Origin of the sequence: Akkermansia muciniphila ATCC BAA-835 (assembly GCF_000020225.1) — a bacterium.
GTDB lineage: Bacteria > Verrucomicrobiota > Verrucomicrobiia > Verrucomicrobiales > Akkermansiaceae > Akkermansia > Akkermansia muciniphila.
The window spans coordinates 2,172,169-2,186,312 of sequence record NC_010655.1; the positions used below are offsets into that span (position 1 = coordinate 2,172,169).

General features: G+C 55.8%; 14 protein-coding genes and 1 tRNA gene. 8 read left to right on the top strand and 7 right to left on the bottom strand.

The genetic code is table 11. The features are described 5' to 3' along the window. Window positions 1-32: 32 nt before the first annotated feature. Together AMUC_RS09515 and AMUC_RS09520 are read right to left on the bottom strand one after the other, a co-directional pair. On the bottom strand, window positions 33-365 hold the full coding sequence (locus AMUC_RS09515) for a hypothetical protein (protein ID WP_012420816.1): 333 nt from the start codon (window positions 363-365) through the stop codon (window positions 33-35). Continuing rightward, a complete protein-coding gene (locus AMUC_RS09520) occupies window positions 362-979 on the bottom strand; it encodes a hypothetical protein (RefSeq protein WP_128153536.1) in 618 nt (205 codons plus the stop codon). The genes AMUC_RS09515 and AMUC_RS09520 overlap by 4 nt, the downstream gene beginning before the upstream one ends. Before the next feature lie 360 nt (window positions 980-1,339). On the opposite strand from AMUC_RS09520, the gene AMUC_RS09530 reads away from it, so the two are divergent. Genes AMUC_RS09530 through AMUC_RS09545 form a run of 4 tightly spaced genes read left to right on the top strand, consistent with a single transcriptional unit; the run spans window position 1,340 to window position 5,740 of the window. After that, entirely contained in the window at window positions 1,340-2,116 is a 777-nt protein-coding gene (locus tag AMUC_RS09530) for a hypothetical protein (protein WP_143246178.1), read from the top strand. Beyond that, window positions 2,113-3,324 carry a tetratricopeptide repeat protein gene (locus AMUC_RS09535; protein WP_012420819.1) on the top strand — a complete coding sequence of 404 codons (1,212 nt, stop codon included), beginning with the start codon at window positions 2,113-2,115 and terminating at the stop codon, window positions 3,322-3,324. The genes AMUC_RS09530 and AMUC_RS09535 overlap by 4 nt, the downstream gene beginning before the upstream one ends. A gap of 15 nt (window positions 3,325-3,339) precedes the next feature. Continuing rightward, entirely contained in the window at window positions 3,340-4,863 is a 1,524-nt protein-coding gene (locus tag AMUC_RS09540; RefSeq protein WP_012420820.1) for an SUMF1/EgtB/PvdO family nonheme iron enzyme, read from the top strand. A gap of 34 nt (window positions 4,864-4,897) precedes the next feature. Further along, window positions 4,898-5,740 carry a hypothetical protein gene (locus AMUC_RS09545; RefSeq protein WP_012420821.1) on the top strand — a complete coding sequence of 281 codons (843 nt, stop codon included), beginning with the start codon at window positions 4,898-4,900 and terminating at the stop codon, window positions 5,738-5,740. 100 nt (window positions 5,741-5,840) lie between these two features. On the opposite strand, the gene AMUC_RS12985 is transcribed toward AMUC_RS09545, so the two are convergent. Genes AMUC_RS12985 through AMUC_RS13050 form a run of 3 tightly spaced genes read right to left on the bottom strand, consistent with a single transcriptional unit; the run spans window position 5,841 to window position 7,765 of the window. Continuing rightward, a complete protein-coding gene (locus tag AMUC_RS12985) occupies window positions 5,841-6,860 on the bottom strand; it encodes a PDZ domain-containing protein (protein ID WP_012420822.1) in 1,020 nt (339 codons plus the stop codon). Then, window positions 6,857-7,621 carry a S1 family peptidase gene (locus AMUC_RS09555; protein ID WP_012420823.1) on the bottom strand — a complete coding sequence of 255 codons (765 nt, stop codon included), beginning with the start codon at window positions 7,619-7,621 and terminating at the stop codon, window positions 6,857-6,859. The genes AMUC_RS12985 and AMUC_RS09555 overlap by 4 nt, the downstream gene beginning before the upstream one ends. 12 nt (window positions 7,622-7,633) lie before the next feature. Further along, window positions 7,634-7,765, bottom strand: coding sequence for a hypothetical protein (locus AMUC_RS13050; protein ID WP_012420824.1), 132 nt, complete (start codon window positions 7,763-7,765; stop codon window positions 7,634-7,636). Between the two features lie 187 nt (window positions 7,766-7,952). Between AMUC_RS13050 and AMUC_RS09560 the strand changes: the two genes are divergently transcribed. Next, window positions 7,953-8,027 (top strand) — tRNA-Gly (locus AMUC_RS09560). Window positions 8,028-8,231: 204 nt separating this feature from the next. On the opposite strand, the gene AMUC_RS09565 is transcribed toward AMUC_RS09560, so the two are convergent. Together AMUC_RS09565 and AMUC_RS09575 are read right to left on the bottom strand one after the other, a co-directional pair. Further along, complete coding sequence (locus tag AMUC_RS09565; RefSeq protein ID WP_012420825.1) at window positions 8,232-9,413, bottom strand: acyltransferase family protein; 1,182 nt, start codon at window positions 9,411-9,413, stop codon at window positions 8,232-8,234. Between the two features lie 407 nt (window positions 9,414-9,820). Continuing rightward, window positions 9,821-10,627, bottom strand: a complete 807-nt coding sequence (locus AMUC_RS09575) for a LexA family protein (RefSeq protein WP_012420826.1) — start codon at window positions 10,625-10,627, stop codon at window positions 9,821-9,823. A 110-nt stretch (window positions 10,628-10,737) separates the two neighbouring features. On the opposite strand from AMUC_RS09575, the gene AMUC_RS12705 reads away from it, so the two are divergent. The 3 genes from AMUC_RS12705 (at window position 10,738) to AMUC_RS09595 (ending at window position 14,111) form a co-directional block, all read left to right on the top strand. After that, a complete protein-coding gene (locus tag AMUC_RS12705; RefSeq protein WP_128155164.1) occupies window positions 10,738-11,055 on the top strand; it encodes a hypothetical protein in 318 nt (105 codons plus the stop codon). A gap of 981 nt (window positions 11,056-12,036) precedes the next feature. Continuing rightward, the gene (locus AMUC_RS09590; RefSeq protein WP_012420829.1) at window positions 12,037-12,909 is read left to right on the top strand and encodes a DUF3737 family protein; all 873 of its coding nucleotides are present in this window, start codon (window positions 12,037-12,039) and stop codon (window positions 12,907-12,909) included. Beyond that, complete coding sequence (locus tag AMUC_RS09595) at window positions 12,906-14,111, top strand: MalY/PatB family protein (RefSeq protein WP_012420830.1); 1,206 nt, start codon at window positions 12,906-12,908, stop codon at window positions 14,109-14,111. Before AMUC_RS09590 ends, AMUC_RS09595 begins: the two co-directional genes overlap by 4 nt. Window positions 14,112-14,144: the final 33 nt, after the last annotated feature.

Sequence of the window (14,144 nt, forward strand, 5' to 3'; positions counted from 1 at the left end):
GTAGAAAAAATGCGGAAAAGAAAGGGGGCTGCCTACTGTTGTTCCAGCAGGCGGACGATCCAGCAGAAGGAAACGGCGATGGCGCAGATCAGTAGGCCCAGCAGCATGAAGTTTTCTCGCAGTTCCCGCCTCATGTTGGTGGCGCGTCCGTCACGGGCCACTACGGCACGCAGTGCCCGGTTCTGGTTGCCCTCCCGAACGCGGTCGGGAGGCGGCATGGTATTGCGGTCCAGGCGCATGCGGGTCTGCTGGGACGGGCGTTTGAGAGAGGCTTCCAATTCCTGAATACGGCTCTCAATTTCCCGTGAGGCGCGATCCAGTTCTGCCAGTTCGGAGGAACGGCGTTTGGTTTTTCTTTTAATCATGATGCGGAAGGGCTGAAAATCCAGATGAAAAAGAGGATGATGAGGGCAATCAGGAGCAGGGGAAGATGGAAGGAAAGGCCCTGGAGGAACTGGGTCATGAATTCACGGGAGCTGATGCGCACTTTGCTGGAGCGGCGCACCCCGGTGAGCACTTTGGTATGCTGCATGCGCGCGCACTGCTGGACGGCATCCGCGAATTCCTCCTCGCAGCGGTCAATGACCTGCTGGCCCTGGCTGATGAGGTTGTCCGTATTTTCAATAGGCCATTCATCCGGGCGCACGGTGCTGAGCATTTTCAGGCTGCGCGTCAGCGCCATGTGGATTTGTTCCAGTTCATTGCTTTCCTGGCGGAGGCTTTCCACCTCCCGGCCGATGAGGTCTGCGGCGTTGACCATGCGGTCGCCCAGCTCGTTCTGCTGGTCCATAAACCTGGCTTTGCGCATATGGCATTCTTCCAGGCGGCGGCGGGAGTTTTCCACTTCCTCCTTTTCCTTCCGCAATTGTTCCAGCCTCAGCTGGGCCTGTTCCATATCGGCGTCCACCTGGTCGTCTGCCTGGGAATTGTAACCGGGGTCGGCGTCCATGCGGCGGTATTGAGGGTGACTTGGTCTCATATGCGGAAAAAATAATGCGGGCCGGCGTAAGGGATTACAGCGTTTCCGGTCCTTTTTGCCGGAGCGGGGAATCCCTGCGCGTGCTATTATTTAACTTTCACAAAATAAATCAAGCCAAGAAGAAGACAGGGAAAGATTTTCCGGATGCGTTCCCGGCAGGGAATGCCGCCCTGTTTTTTCTTCCGGAGCCGTGCGTTCCGGATATCCGGGGGGCGACAGGACGCTCCGCTTTCCCGCAAAGGAGGGGGAGGTGCGCTTTTTTTATGGTCAAGGGCATGGATTTGCTGGTATGTAGGAAGCATGCAGTCTGACACGGTAGAATGTAAGCCGACCATGTGGTTTACCGGCAGGGCGGTTATCATGGCTCTCATGTTTCTGGGGTTCGGAGTGTATTTTTATTATGATGCTTCCACCGGATACCCTCAAAAAAACCTGGAGTTTTTCATGCACAAGGCGTTCGTGGACGCTGGAGCCGTGTTTGACCGTGAGGTGAGCGGGAAAGGGGCGTCCGCGGAGGACTGGGAGCGCATTGTTCTGGCGCGCACTGTGGATTTTCCGGAGGGCTATGAAATTCCTTCCGGCGTGAATCGGAACGCGGTGCCGTGGCCTGACATTTTGGCGGATTACAGTCTGATGTCCACCCCCGGCAAGGGCTGGAGCGCTGCGTGGCAATCTTATTCCGGGGAAAAGCGCTATCCCATCAAGCCGGTGGACCACCCGTATGACGCCTCCAAAATTTTTGAACAGTGGGTGGCCGGGTGCATTTGCCTGGCGCTTGCCATGGTGGCTCTGTTTTTCCTGGTGAGAACGCGCGGCAGGAAAATGTCCCTGAACGGGAAAGAGGTGACGGCCGCCGGGGTGGTTTTCCGCGTGGATGACATTGCCCGTCTGGATTTGCGCAGATGGAAACTGAAGGGACTGGCCATAGCGACGCTGAAACCGGAATGCGGAGGAGCCCGAATCAGGCTGGACGGCCTGACTTACGGCGGCTTCCGGAAGGAGGATTCTCCCCATAACGCGGAAGATTTCATGAAGGCTCTTCTGTCTCTCTACAGAGGAGAAATAGTGGATTATGAAGAAATTCCTGATGCCGGCGGGCCGCCTGCCCGGCAGGAGGACGAGGAACGTGCCGTATGAGCGAATCCCTTCCACCGGAAAAGGGCGCCAATGACCGTGCGTTCGGCGTCGCCTGCTGGACGCTGGGTGGGCTGGCGTTTGTTCTGTTGCTGATGGTGGGCGTTTCTTTCAGCCTGTCTGTCCGTACCGTGGTGGTGGAAAAAGTGGTGGAGAAGCCTGTTCCCGTTCCGGCACGGGAGAAGCCGGAGCGTCCGGCCGGAGTCGTTGAGGATGGGGCGGCAGAGGAGACAGTGCATATGGCGGATGTTCCGGCATCCCCTTCTGAAAAGCCCCGTTCTGTGGAAGAAATGCTCCGGGAAGCCGATTTATCAGATCCGGCTGCCGATTCTGTACCGGTGGCCGCGGCCGTTGCGGGAGGGGGGGATTCCGCTAGCGGAGCATCCCTTCCTGCTGAGAATCCGGACGAGGTTATGCCCCCCATGACGGAGGAAGTGGCGGAGCTTGTCAAGGCGGCTCGTTACGCCCAGATTGAAGGTGACCTCAAAGTAGCGGTCGTGAAGCTGGAGCAGGCCATGAGGCTGGAACCGGATAATCCGGTGGTGCTTTATTATTATGGACTTACCTATGAATGGCTGAGGAATGCGGATAAGTCACGGGAGTTTTTTCTGAAAGTATATACCCAGCGGGAGAAGGCGGGGAAATATTTTGCGCGTGCGGCGCGGCACCTTCAGGCCGGCTTTTCCAGCCCGGCGGATTTGCGGGGGGATATGTCCTTCGGCACTATTCTGGAATACCGGGATCCGGAATGCCCCGCCGGGGAGCGCGTCAAGCTGATGGTTCCTATTCTGATGAAGGATGGCCTGAATGTCAGGCCGGAGGATCTGCGCGTCATTGTCCAGTTTTTTGACAAAGTCAATGGGAAGAAAGTGGAAAAGACGCATGCGCCCGAACCTTCTTCCCGGTGCGTTACGGAACCCGCGGATTGGGCGGACGGTGAGGAAATCATGGAAATAACCTACTACATGCCTCCCCTGACGGAAGAAGAGATGATTGCTTATGGAAGCCTGAAATATTACGGATATACCGCTAAATTGTATTACAAGGGGGAACCGATGGATTGCCATGCTTCCCCTCCCGTGCTATTTTTACTGGAACAGATGAACCAGAGTTCCCCTTCCGGACTGCCCGAGATTTATGACGGCGGTTTGCTTCCTCCTGTAGAGGCGGCTCCGGTTTCTGAGTCTTATGAATCTCTTTTGCCTCCCTGATGCCTGATTTGTCCAATGTTTGATCTTCCCCACAACTTTGGCGATTACACGCTGGTGGCATTTATTGGCCGCACGCGCGGAGGAATTCTTTATCAGGCCATCCAGCAGGGCATGGACCGTTCCGTGTTTCTGGAGTTGCTGGATCCGGACAATCCGGAGGGGGTGGGCGTGGAGGATTTTCTGATGAAGGCCCGCACGCGCGCCGCCATTAATGCTCCGGTGCTGGGCACCGTCTATGAAGCGTCCCAGGCCCAGGGATACTGGTTCGTCACCAGCGAACAGCTGGGAGGCTCATCCCTCCAGTCCATGCTGGACCGCGGGCAGACCCTGTCCATGAAGGATTTGCTGAAGGTGATTGAAACGGTCGGCAACGTGTGCGGCAGGTATGAGCGTCTGCGGACCGCTTTCAATATCATGGAGCCGCGTCACATTTTCCTGGATGACAAGTCTGCCGTGCGGCTGATGAATACGGCCGTGCCCGGTGACTTTCACGAAGAAACATCCCGCGACCAGATGAAGCGCCTGGGCATCGACCTGCCTCCTCTGGTGACTCCGGATGTGCCCGGAACCACGCGGATGCGCACCCTGCTGGAATGGATGAGAGAAGGGCAGAACGGAAAGCCGATGCAATGGGACCAGGTTATGGAGCTGGTTGCTGCGGTCCGCGAACAGCTGGGGCTTTCCCCTCGGGTTACCACCCACCGCTATACCGTCCCCGTGGAATCCCGCAGAAAAGCCGGAAAAAAGCTGCTTTGGGCCGGAATGGGCCTGCTGGGCGTGGGGATAGCCGCGGCTGCCGTTCTTCTTTTATTCCCCCGGGAGAAGGAAACCGTATCCCGTCCCCATGTTCCGGCTCCTAAACATTATCCGGATTTTTCCTCCAGCGATCATACGGAAGTCCGCGTAACTCTTCCCGGAGGAGGGGAACTGATTGTGGGAGCCCATGAAATTACCCTGGAATCCTACCGCCTGTTTTTGGACCAGTGGGCACGCCTCACTCCGGAGCTGAGGGAGGAATATTCCCACCCGGACCAGCCGGACAAGAGGACTGCCTCCCATATTCCCCAGGACTGGGAGGCTATGTGGAAGGCGGCTTCCACTCCGGGAGGCAAATGGAAAGGCAGGAAAATAACACCCCGCTCTCCCGTCGTCAACGTCACTTTCTGGGATGCCTGGGCGTATGCGAGCTGGAAGCCCGTGGCCCCCGGAGAACCGCGCTACCGCCTGCCCGAGCGCGGGGAGTGGATGGCTCTGGGGAATATGCTGGAAACGGGTGAGAAGGGGGACAGGACGCTGGTGATTGACAGATACAGCAATGATCATGATTTAAAGACCGGCGTGTGCGGCATGGCTTCCGGCGTGATGGAATGGACTTCTTCCATGGAAAAGGATCCTGCGCGCGTGAAGGAGCCTCCGGGGCCGGTGGCCTGCGGCGGAGACTGGAGGCAGCCCGGCATCTCCAACCGGGTGGAATACCTGCGCTCCCGCGGTGAAAGCCGGGACAACCTGGGATTCAGAATCGTGCGGAATGTCCTCTGACCCGTTTAACGACAATACTTAACATATCAATACCATGAAACATATCCTTGCAATGCTGCTGGCCCTTCTGGGGGCGTCCGGGGCCCTGGCCCAGATTTACGTGAAAGTAGTCCCGGAAAAGAAGACGTTCCTCAGCGGGGAAGCCATGTACATGAGGCTGACCATTACCAACAATTCCGGCGTGCCGGTGGAGCTGAAAAGCCGGGAATATTCCTCCTGGCTGGATATCCATGTGGAGCATTCCACTGCGGGGGCGGAACTCCCCCAGTCCAAATTTGCCCTGTTTCCGCCTCTCAAGGTTCCTGCCGGCATGAGCGTTTCCCGCAAGATTGACCTGCGCCATTTCTATGACTTGTCCCGTGAGGGCAACTACCATGTGCAGGCCGTTGTAAAAATGCCCAACCAGAAGGACATGTTTGCTTCCCAGAAATCCCTGTTTGCCGTCCGGACGGGAACACCCATGTGGTCCCAGACCGTGGCCATTCCGGCCAGTGCCAAGCGGTGCACTTTTTCCATTTGCACTATTGCCGTGCGGGGAATCCAGAAATTGTATGTGCAGACGAAGGATCCGGATACGGGAGTGGCCTACAATTCCGTGTGCATCGGTGACTGGCTGGGGACCACGCGTCCGCAGTGCATGGTGGACGGCAAGGCGAATGTCCATGTCTTCTTCCCCACTACCCCCATGCTGAGCGCGTATTCCCGCATCAACTACCGGGGAACCATGGAAAAGCTGCAGTACTATAAAAAGGTGGTGGGAGCCCCCTCCATGGTCTTTCTTCCGGACGGAAGCGTACGTGTGACGGGAGCCGTCCATTATGATCCTACCGTGAAACCCAAGACGGTGCCGGATGCCGCTGATGTTCCCGGCATGTAAATCCATCCTGTTTCGCCGGATGTCACGCAGGGGAAAAGGAAAGGAAAACGTACTGCTTCTTCCGTACCGGGAAAATAAGATATTCCGGTATTTTCCTGAGCTATTTTCCCGGCTGGGGAGTGTTTTTCAAGATGTTTTGCACGCTTTTCTGCACAACGCTGATGGGCAGGGCGTAATTTTCCGCCCGGTTCACTCTGGCGATGTTCATGCCGATGAGTTCCCCCTTGAGATTAAGCAGCGGGCCACCCATCAGCGTGTACCGGGAAGGGGTGTCATGCTGGAGGACCATAGGGAAATCATCCCTGCGTTTGCTGAACCCACCGCTGATCAGGTCATTGGAATCCTCAGGAGCGTTTCCTCCCAGGGCCTGGCGTCTGGAACCCAGCGTGATGGTGTAGGATAACCTTTTATCCTTGCGTTTGACTTTCAGTGTCACTCTTTCTCCAACTTTTTTCCTGGACAGAATGGGGGAAACGGCATCCAGAGCAGTAACGGGCGTGCCGTCCACCGCCAGAATCTCATCTCCGGCCTGGGCTCCGGCCTGGGCGGCGGGGCCGTCCTTGGTAACTTCCTGAATGGTACAGGGGGTGCCGAAAACGACGCCCAGGTAGGCGGTGTCTCCGTTCGGAATGGGGCGCTGCTCTGCACTAAGGGTTCCCAGCTGGGGCCGTCTGGACGTACGGGTAGTGGAGCCGTTGCTGACTACCAGGGTTCCCATGGCGGCATCATTGCTGACAGGGCCGGGAGCGTGCAGCCCGGCGGCTTCCACTTTCACTACTGCGATGTCTGTGGACGGGTCCGAGCCAATTTCCCTGAACTGCCCATATTTGGAAGAACCTACCCGGATGGTCAGATCCCTGTAAGAATGGAGTTCCGAGGCTTTGGTGGCGATGTAGCCGTCCGGGCTCAGCACAATGCCGTAAATCACAACATCGTGACCGGAAAAGAAAACTGCGCTCAAGTCCTGAAGACGTTCGCGGATGGGCTCGATAGTTTTCAGAATGGCTTTCCCGTTGATTCTCTGTTCAAAATCCAGGCTTCCGTTATTTCCTTCCGCCAGAGCGGGGTGGAACAGGGCGAAAACCAGGGGAGACAGGCAGACGCAGAAAGGAAATTTCATGATGGCTGAGTGGAGAATGGCTGGCTGTCCTGTTCCGGTGGCGGCGTCAGGGAGGTCTTTCCTTCCGCTGTCTCCTCCGTCAGAGCGTCGAAATCTTTCATGGGCACGTGCAGATTGTCTTCCAGACCGGAACCGACCCTGCTGTGAATGCCAATCAGCTTTCCATCCAGGTTGAAAAGAGGGCCGCCGGAATCCCCGCGAATCAACTTGCAGTCCGTCTGAATGACGCCGTTCTTGAGGGAAACCACCCTCCCCAGGCGCACCATCGGGCCGCGTTTCCGGTCCAGCCCCCCGCCGTGCCCCAGCGCGAACACCCAGTCCCCCACACGAGGCATTTTTTCCGCTTTTTCCACGCAGGGCAGTTTTTTGTTCAATTGGGATGTGATTTTGGCCATGCCTGCGTCCGAATTGCTGTTTTGCGCCGTGGTTTTTCCCGGAAGGCGCGTTCCATCCGGCAGGATGATTTTGAGCGTGGTTCCTTTCTTGTCCACAACGTGGGCCGCTGAAAAGACCAGGCCTTTTTCCGAAACCAGGATGCCGGAGCCGCTGCCGTTGTTTAATTCAATGCAGACCAGGGCGGGAAGCACCCGGGGAAGCATTTGCTGAAGCTGGCGTTCAATCCGCTGCAAATCTTCTACGGATTGCGGGGTGGAAGCCAGAAGACCGGCTCCATCAGCGGACTGAGCCGGCGCTGGCGGGGCCAGCAGCGCTGTGCCGCAGAGAATAGCGGAAAAACAGGGATTCCGGAGAGCCGGGGTCATGATTGCCGGTGATTATTGCCCAGAGACGGAAGTTTCCGTCTTCTGCTGCTGGTCCTCCTGTCCGCCGCCCACCAGGGAATCATGGTAATACACGCCGATAAACAGGCCTGCCAGCGTAATAAGGGTGATGAGGAGCTCTTTCATGCCGTCACAGCATAGAATGTGTATTCGCGTCTGACGAGAGAATTTCATTGATAAGCCGCATTTTGATGCAGTTCGGCAGAACGGGGATGAATGCGGCTGAGAAAATAGCCAAAATAAAGGTTGCTTTTTCCCGTGATAGGCGTATAAATCCCTCAGCGGCCGTTTCCGGTTCGCTGGCTCATTTCAAGCGGATGTAGCTCAGGGGTAGAGCGCAACCTTGCCAAGGTTGATGTCGTGGGTTCGAATCCCATCATCCGCTCCATTTTTTTTAAATCCCGGCCGGTTTGATGCGGGAATAATGAGTTTGCCTGAACAGTGATATTTCCGTTTAATCGTTTGAAGGTGCGGAAGGAGGATATGGCGGTCGTTTATTTCTGCAGAGGTGAAACAAGAGCCGGATATCTTGTTTGCAGCGGGGCCTTATGCGCTGCCCCGCCTTTGTTGATCTCCTCCGGAAGGAGAGGAATTATTGCGGAAGTCCGCTTTCCTGAATGACGGGAGTTTCCCTTGGAAGGACTTTTCTTTTTAAAAAAAGCGCTGTCAAATATTTACGGACCGGTTCATCATAGAGTTTCAGGCAGAGCCAGGCCAGCAGAATGCTTCCAATGACGACGGCCAGGGCTCCGGGAAGTGAGTCCAGGAAGGAAAGCTTTTCGTTTTTCACCCACGCATAGTACAAGTAGATGAACGGGTAATGCACCATGTACAGGGGGTAGGAGATGTTGCCCAGGAAACGGCATATTTTATCCGTATAGGGATTTGTAATTTTGCCGGAAGCGCCAAAGAGGAGGATGAGCGGGAAAAATACCGTGAAGCACGCTGTTTCATAGAGGCTGTTCATCCAGAAAGCATTTTGTCCTCCCAGCCGGGGAACGGCCAGCAGAATGGCAAGGGACAGACTGCATAACCAGAAAGAATTTTTGACGTTGAGCGGCTTGAACAGCCGGAACAGGAGCAGACCGGCTGAAAAGGAGTACAACAGGCGCAGGGAGCCGCCCGTCCATTCCGTGCCGGTCATGGAGAATCCGGAGCATATGTCTCCGTTAGGCCCCCAGAAGCTGAAGGAGGCAAGGCCGCACCCGGCCGAGACAACCAGTATTGCCAGGGAGCGTGTAGAGAGTTTCCGGATGAAGAGGGCATAAAGAAGGTTGCCGATGTATTCAAAGAACAGGGACCAGCTCGGGCCGTTGAGCGGGTACATTTCTCCCAGACCCCGGATTTCCATGCCGGGGGGAGACGGAATGAGCAGAATATTGACGAAGGTAGCGGCGAACAGGGAGATGACCGCTACCTGCGATACATCCCATACGGGGCAGCCCTGGAAATAGAAGATAAGCGCGCCGATGAGCGCCCCTATCGCTACCATGGGCTGCAGGCGTATAAGGCGGCGTTTGATGAATTCCCTGGTCGTCATCGTTTTCCAGCGGTTGTCATAGGCGTAGCCGATGACAAAGCCGGAAAGCATGAAGAAAAAATCGACGGCCAGGTAGCCGTGGTTGATGATTTGGTCCACATGGCTGGTGGCGTAGGCTTCAAAGATGTGGAACCATACGACGACAATGGCGGCTACGCCGCGCAAACCGTCAAGTATGTGGTAGTGGTGTTTTTCACTGCCTGGGGGAATGGGAGAATGCTGCGTTTTCAACATGAGAGAAGCTGTTGTTCGATGCTGTTTTTGTTTTAATGTGAAAAAACGGCTGCTCATTTTCCGCCTTTCCGGTAGATGCAGGTTCTCCGGAGGCGCAGTTGTTGAGCTGCCTAAGCAAATACCCTTCTTCCCGGCAGATTCTTTCAACAGGCGTTGCCTGTCTTATCCGTCGGCAGGGCGATGAGCGGAACGAACGGCGGTTTTCCGGAGGGAAGAATCACTTATGGCTCGGAAGGTGCAGGCAACCGGGAAACCCGTCAGGATGGAACCGTTTTTGTAAGTCTGCCGGGAAGAACAGGGTGTTGCTTGCTGCCCGTCCGATTTCCGGAAACAGGAGTTTCCTGCCCGCTTTTCTGCGCTGAGGCGTTTTTTCCGGAATGGGAAAAGGGCCTGGCAGGGGCGAATGCTCAGCCTTTGCGGTAGTTTACAAGGGTTTCCATATATATTCCGGAGATACTGCCGCCGTCCATGGGGGTTATGTCCTTGAATGCGGGGTTGATGGGCTGCAGCACGTATTCCGTTTTTCCTGTTTCCGCGTTTTTCCTGCGAATCAGTTTTTTCAGCGTAACGCCGCGTCCGTCGTTGTATTCCACGATGGTTCCCGGTTTGGGGATGGGCGGGGCGGTATGGCGCCGCATAATTACCAGGGAGCCGTCCGGGATGAGGGGTTCCATGGATTTCCCTTCTACGCGGACCACGTATTCGTTTTTACCCAGGGGCCTTTCCATGTAAATGGTAGACGGGACGGTGTCGCTTTCCGCAAGAGAGCCTGCGGCGATGTTGCCGATTATTTGCGTACTGTATTCACGCCTGGCGTGTCCAGCATGGGACGGAAATTGTCTGACCAGGGGAACCAGGGGAGAGTGCATTGGCCGCAGCTGGCGTTCCTCCGCCGCTTCGTCTGCCAAATCCGTCAGCCACTGGCGGAGGGGGACGCCTTTTTCAGAGGCGGCCCGTTCATATTTCCTCATGCGCTCTTCCGTGATTTCCAGCACGAGGCGATTGGTCTGGACAGGTTCGTCTTCCGGTCGAACCGTTTTGTATTGAGACATCAGGGATTGGATTTTCAACATGGCGCTGGCGGGGAAGGGGCCGGAGGGGGAGAGCCAGTTATTCACCGTACCTTTTTCCGTACCGCATTCCATGGCAAGCCAGTCACGGTTTTTCCCAATGGCCTTCAACCAGTGTTTCACATCCCCTTTTGTCGGTGTCATGGCTTGATTATACACGATTTTCGTGAATTGTCGATAGAAAGAAATAAATTGAATTCGTTAAAATGTGTTGATGTATTAACGAAAATCGTTAAAAAGGCGCTATGAAGTACATGCCTTTAGACCTTTCCGTAATGCAGCCGGAGCCGTTTCCGCATCCCGTGATGATGAGGTCCGACCTGTATCCCAGAAGACAGCCCTCCCGGGAAGAAAAGTGGGGCATTTGCCCCGGTTCCGTCTGCGGCGCGCTGCGGGCGCTGGTTCGTCGATGCTGGGAAGAGGCGGAGCGGCGGAAGCTGGCAATGAACATTCTTTCCGTCGCCGGAGCCTGCGTTTTCGGCCTGATGGCTGTCGGCGTGTTCTGGCTGGCTGTTGAGATGGATAATTCCGCTTTGCAGGCTTCCAAGTCTTCCTGTTCCATAAAACCGTAAGCCGGCCCTTGTCCAAAGGGGGGGCGGAACGCTTTTTTCCTGCGGAGCTTGCTTTCGGGAATGAACGGCCGCGTTTGATGCCTCCCGGTTTGTTTTTTCCGGTTGAAACGCCTGCGGACGCATGAAAGGTTCCGGCAGGAATGGGCGCCGGATTTCCAGAGGGGCTTTTTTATCCGCAGAGCAATTTGAACGGAAGAGACGGGGAAGGGCTGGAGCTTGGATGACTGCATTATTTGCCGGCTGCATCACCCGGGTTCCGGAAATGCCGTCCGCCAATGCCGTTCCTGTGCGGGAATAGCGGTTGGTCATGCAGGCGGGCAGTATGGCGCCCGTTTGCGAAGAGGATGAAGCTGCGGTTCCGGATTTCTGTCCGGAGGGAACCGCATGAGATGGAGCAGGGATGCTTTTCCTCCACGTGGCCGTTTCCCGTTTATCTGGCGCGGTTTGATTTCATTCTGGCGTGGCCGCCGGGACCGGCTGTTGAAGGAGTTTCCTGAGGCGCAGGCGGGCACAGGCCTGTATGGAAATCCCCTGTGGTGTCTGTCGTGCCGGGATGCGAGGCGGGGATGATGCGACCCGGGTCCGGGGCGCCCATCATTCCGGGCGTTATGGCGCTGGTCGGGAGACTGGCGGCGGAAGATGCCGCCAGGAACGGCGGCCTTCCGCTTCTGGATTCATTCCGGGTAAAAGATGCGCCTTTTGCGGAGAAAGTGAAAAATGAAGAGGCTTTTTCCGATTTTGCATGTTGAGAAATAATTTTATGACAGTTGATATGTATTCATTATAAATGAATTAAAAATAATGAAGCAGAAAGTGCTAAAAATCTTTTGCATTATAGTTACTATAAGGAATAGCCTGAATGAAGAAAGAAGAAGGCATGGTACGCGGCCGGCGTCCTTTCCCTTCTTTTTCCGGAATCCGGCCATCGCCGTTTAAAAGGCACACCATGAAAAACAACAGACTTTTTATCAAATCATCGCCATGACCAAGAGAATGATTAAAAATGCTTCCTACGAAGGGGAACGTCCCCTGTTCGCTTCCCGCCATCTTAGGCTGGAAGACGTCATTATTTATCCGGGGGAATCCGCCCTGAAGGAATGTTCCGACATTGAAGCTGTGCGGTGCGAGTTCCGGGGGAAGTACCCTTTCTGGCACAATGACGGGCTGCTGGTGGAACATTGCCTGTTCAGGGAAGGCGCCCGGGCCGCCATCTGGTATTCCCGGAATCTGCACATGAAGGATACCCGCGTGGAAGCGCCCAAGATGTTCCGTGATATGGACGGGATGGTTCTGGAGAACGTCGTTCTGACGGATGCTCTGGAATGCTGCTGGCACTGCCGGAATGCGAAGCTTCGCGGCGTGCAGGCGGAGCATGGGGATTACCTGTTCATGCACGGGGAGAATATAGATGTTGACGGCTTCCGCCTGAACGGAAATTACTCTTTCCAATATTGCAGGAATGTGGTGATACGGAATGCGGAAATCCATTCCAAGGACGCTTTCTGGAATACGGAGGACGTGACGGTGTACGATTCCGTGGTGGACGGGGAATATCTGGGCTGGCATTCCAGGAACCTTCGTCTGGTGAATTGCCGCATTTCCGGCACGCAGGCGTTGTGCTACGCGGAAAACCTGGTTCTGGAGAATTGCACGCTCGGAGAGGATGCGGATCTCTGCTTTGAGTATTCCTCCGTGCATGCGGAAATCAAGGGGCGTGTGCACAGCGTCAAAAATCCGCGCAGTGGCCGCATTGTTGCGGAAGAGTACGGGGATATTATTCTGGACGAGCATTGCAAGGCTCCTGCCAATTGCTCCATTGAAACGGGAAAAGCCCAATCCGGAGAAGCCGCATGAAGTACGATTTTGATACTGTTGTTCCGCGCCGCGGCACGAATTCCTACAAGTGGGATTCCATGCCCCGGGAGGATATTCTGCCCATGTGGGTGGCAGACATGGATTTCCGTACGGCTCCGGCGGTGACGGACGCCATCCGGAAGAGGGCCGAGCACGGCATTTTCGGTTATACACGGGTTCCGGATTCCTATTATGAGGCGGTTACAAACTGGTTTGAACGCCGCCACGGCTGGAAGATTAATCCGGAATGGATGATTTATACCACGGGGGTGGTTCCCGCGCTGTCTGCCGTCATACGGGCCCTGACGGTCCCTGGGGACAAGGTGCTGGTCCAGACGCCTGTATATAATTGCTTTTTTTCCTCCATCCGCAATAACGGATGCGTGGCGGAAACCTGCCCTCTGAAATATGAGAACGGCAGATATGCGCTGGATGCGGAGGAGCTGGAACGGAAAGCCTCCGATCCCGCCGTCAAGCTGATGCTCCTGTGCAATCCCCATAATCCAGCCGGGCGCGTCTGGACGAGGGAAGAATTGGAGGAGATGGCCGCCATTTGCCGGAGAAACGGCGTTTTCATAGTGGCTGACGAGATTCATTGCGAACTGACGTATCCGGGCCATCCCTATACGCCGTTCGCCTCCCTCTCCGAGGACGCCCTGCACCATTCCGTCACCTGTATTTCCCCCAGCAAGGCGTTTAATCTGGCGGGCATTCAGATAGCCAATATCGTCGCGGCGGATGAAGAAGTCCGGAAGAGGATTGACAAGGCTATCAACATCAATGAGGTGTGTGACGTCAATTCTTTTGCCGTAGATGCCCTGGAAGCGGCTTATAACGGAGGGGAGGACTGGTTGGAGGAACTGAAGCTCTACCTTTACGGGAATTACGAGATTGTCCGGGATATGCTGGCAGAACGTCTGCCGCAGCTCCGTGTGGTGCCGCTGGAGGGAACGTACCTGGTCTGGATAGATTGTTCCGCTCTGGGGCTTCCCTCCGCAGAGATTGTCCGCCTGCTGGAAGAGGAGGGTCGGGTGCTCGTCAACGGCGGGGAAATGTACGGGGAAACGGCGGGGTGCTTCATTCGCCTGAACGTCGCCTGTCCCAGGAAGCTGCTGCTTGAGGGGCTGGAAAGAATCATCCGCACGCTGTGCGGCCGCATTTCCGGAACACGGACGTGCCCGTCGGGCCCTGCAGGCTCTTAACAGGGAGAACAGTTATTAATCATCAACAATCAA

Coding starts and splice junctions, on each gene's coding strand:
- AMUC_RS09515 (WP_012420816.1), bottom strand. CDS start 365: ATGATTAAAAGAAAAACCAAACGCCGTTCCTCCGAACTGGCAGAACTG.
- AMUC_RS09520 (WP_128153536.1), bottom strand. CDS start 979: ATGAGACCAAGTCACCCTCAATACCGCCGCATGGACGCCGACCCCGGT.
- AMUC_RS09530 (WP_143246178.1), top strand. CDS start 1,340: ATGGCTCTCATGTTTCTGGGGTTCGGAGTGTATTTTTATTATGATGCT.
- AMUC_RS09535 (WP_012420819.1), top strand. CDS start 2,113: ATGAGCGAATCCCTTCCACCGGAAAAGGGCGCCAATGACCGTGCGTTC.
- AMUC_RS09540 (WP_012420820.1), top strand. CDS start 3,340: ATGTTTGATCTTCCCCACAACTTTGGCGATTACACGCTGGTGGCATTT.
- AMUC_RS09545 (WP_012420821.1), top strand. CDS start 4,898: ATGAAACATATCCTTGCAATGCTGCTGGCCCTTCTGGGGGCGTCCGGG.
- AMUC_RS12985 (WP_012420822.1), bottom strand. CDS start 6,860: ATGAAATTTCCTTTCTGCGTCTGCCTGTCTCCCCTGGTTTTCGCCCTG.
- AMUC_RS09555 (WP_012420823.1), bottom strand. CDS start 7,621: ATGACCCCGGCTCTCCGGAATCCCTGTTTTTCCGCTATTCTCTGCGGC.
- AMUC_RS13050 (WP_012420824.1), bottom strand. CDS start 7,765: ATGAAAGAGCTCCTCATCACCCTTATTACGCTGGCAGGCCTGTTTATC.
- AMUC_RS09565 (WP_012420825.1), bottom strand. CDS start 9,413: ATGTTGAAAACGCAGCATTCTCCCATTCCCCCAGGCAGTGAAAAACAC.
- AMUC_RS09575 (WP_012420826.1), bottom strand. CDS start 10,627: ATGACACCGACAAAAGGGGATGTGAAACACTGGTTGAAGGCCATTGGG.
- AMUC_RS12705 (WP_128155164.1), top strand. CDS start 10,738: ATGCCTTTAGACCTTTCCGTAATGCAGCCGGAGCCGTTTCCGCATCCC.
- AMUC_RS09590 (WP_012420829.1), top strand. CDS start 12,037: ATGACCAAGAGAATGATTAAAAATGCTTCCTACGAAGGGGAACGTCCC.
- AMUC_RS09595 (WP_012420830.1), top strand. CDS start 12,906: ATGAAGTACGATTTTGATACTGTTGTTCCGCGCCGCGGCACGAATTCC.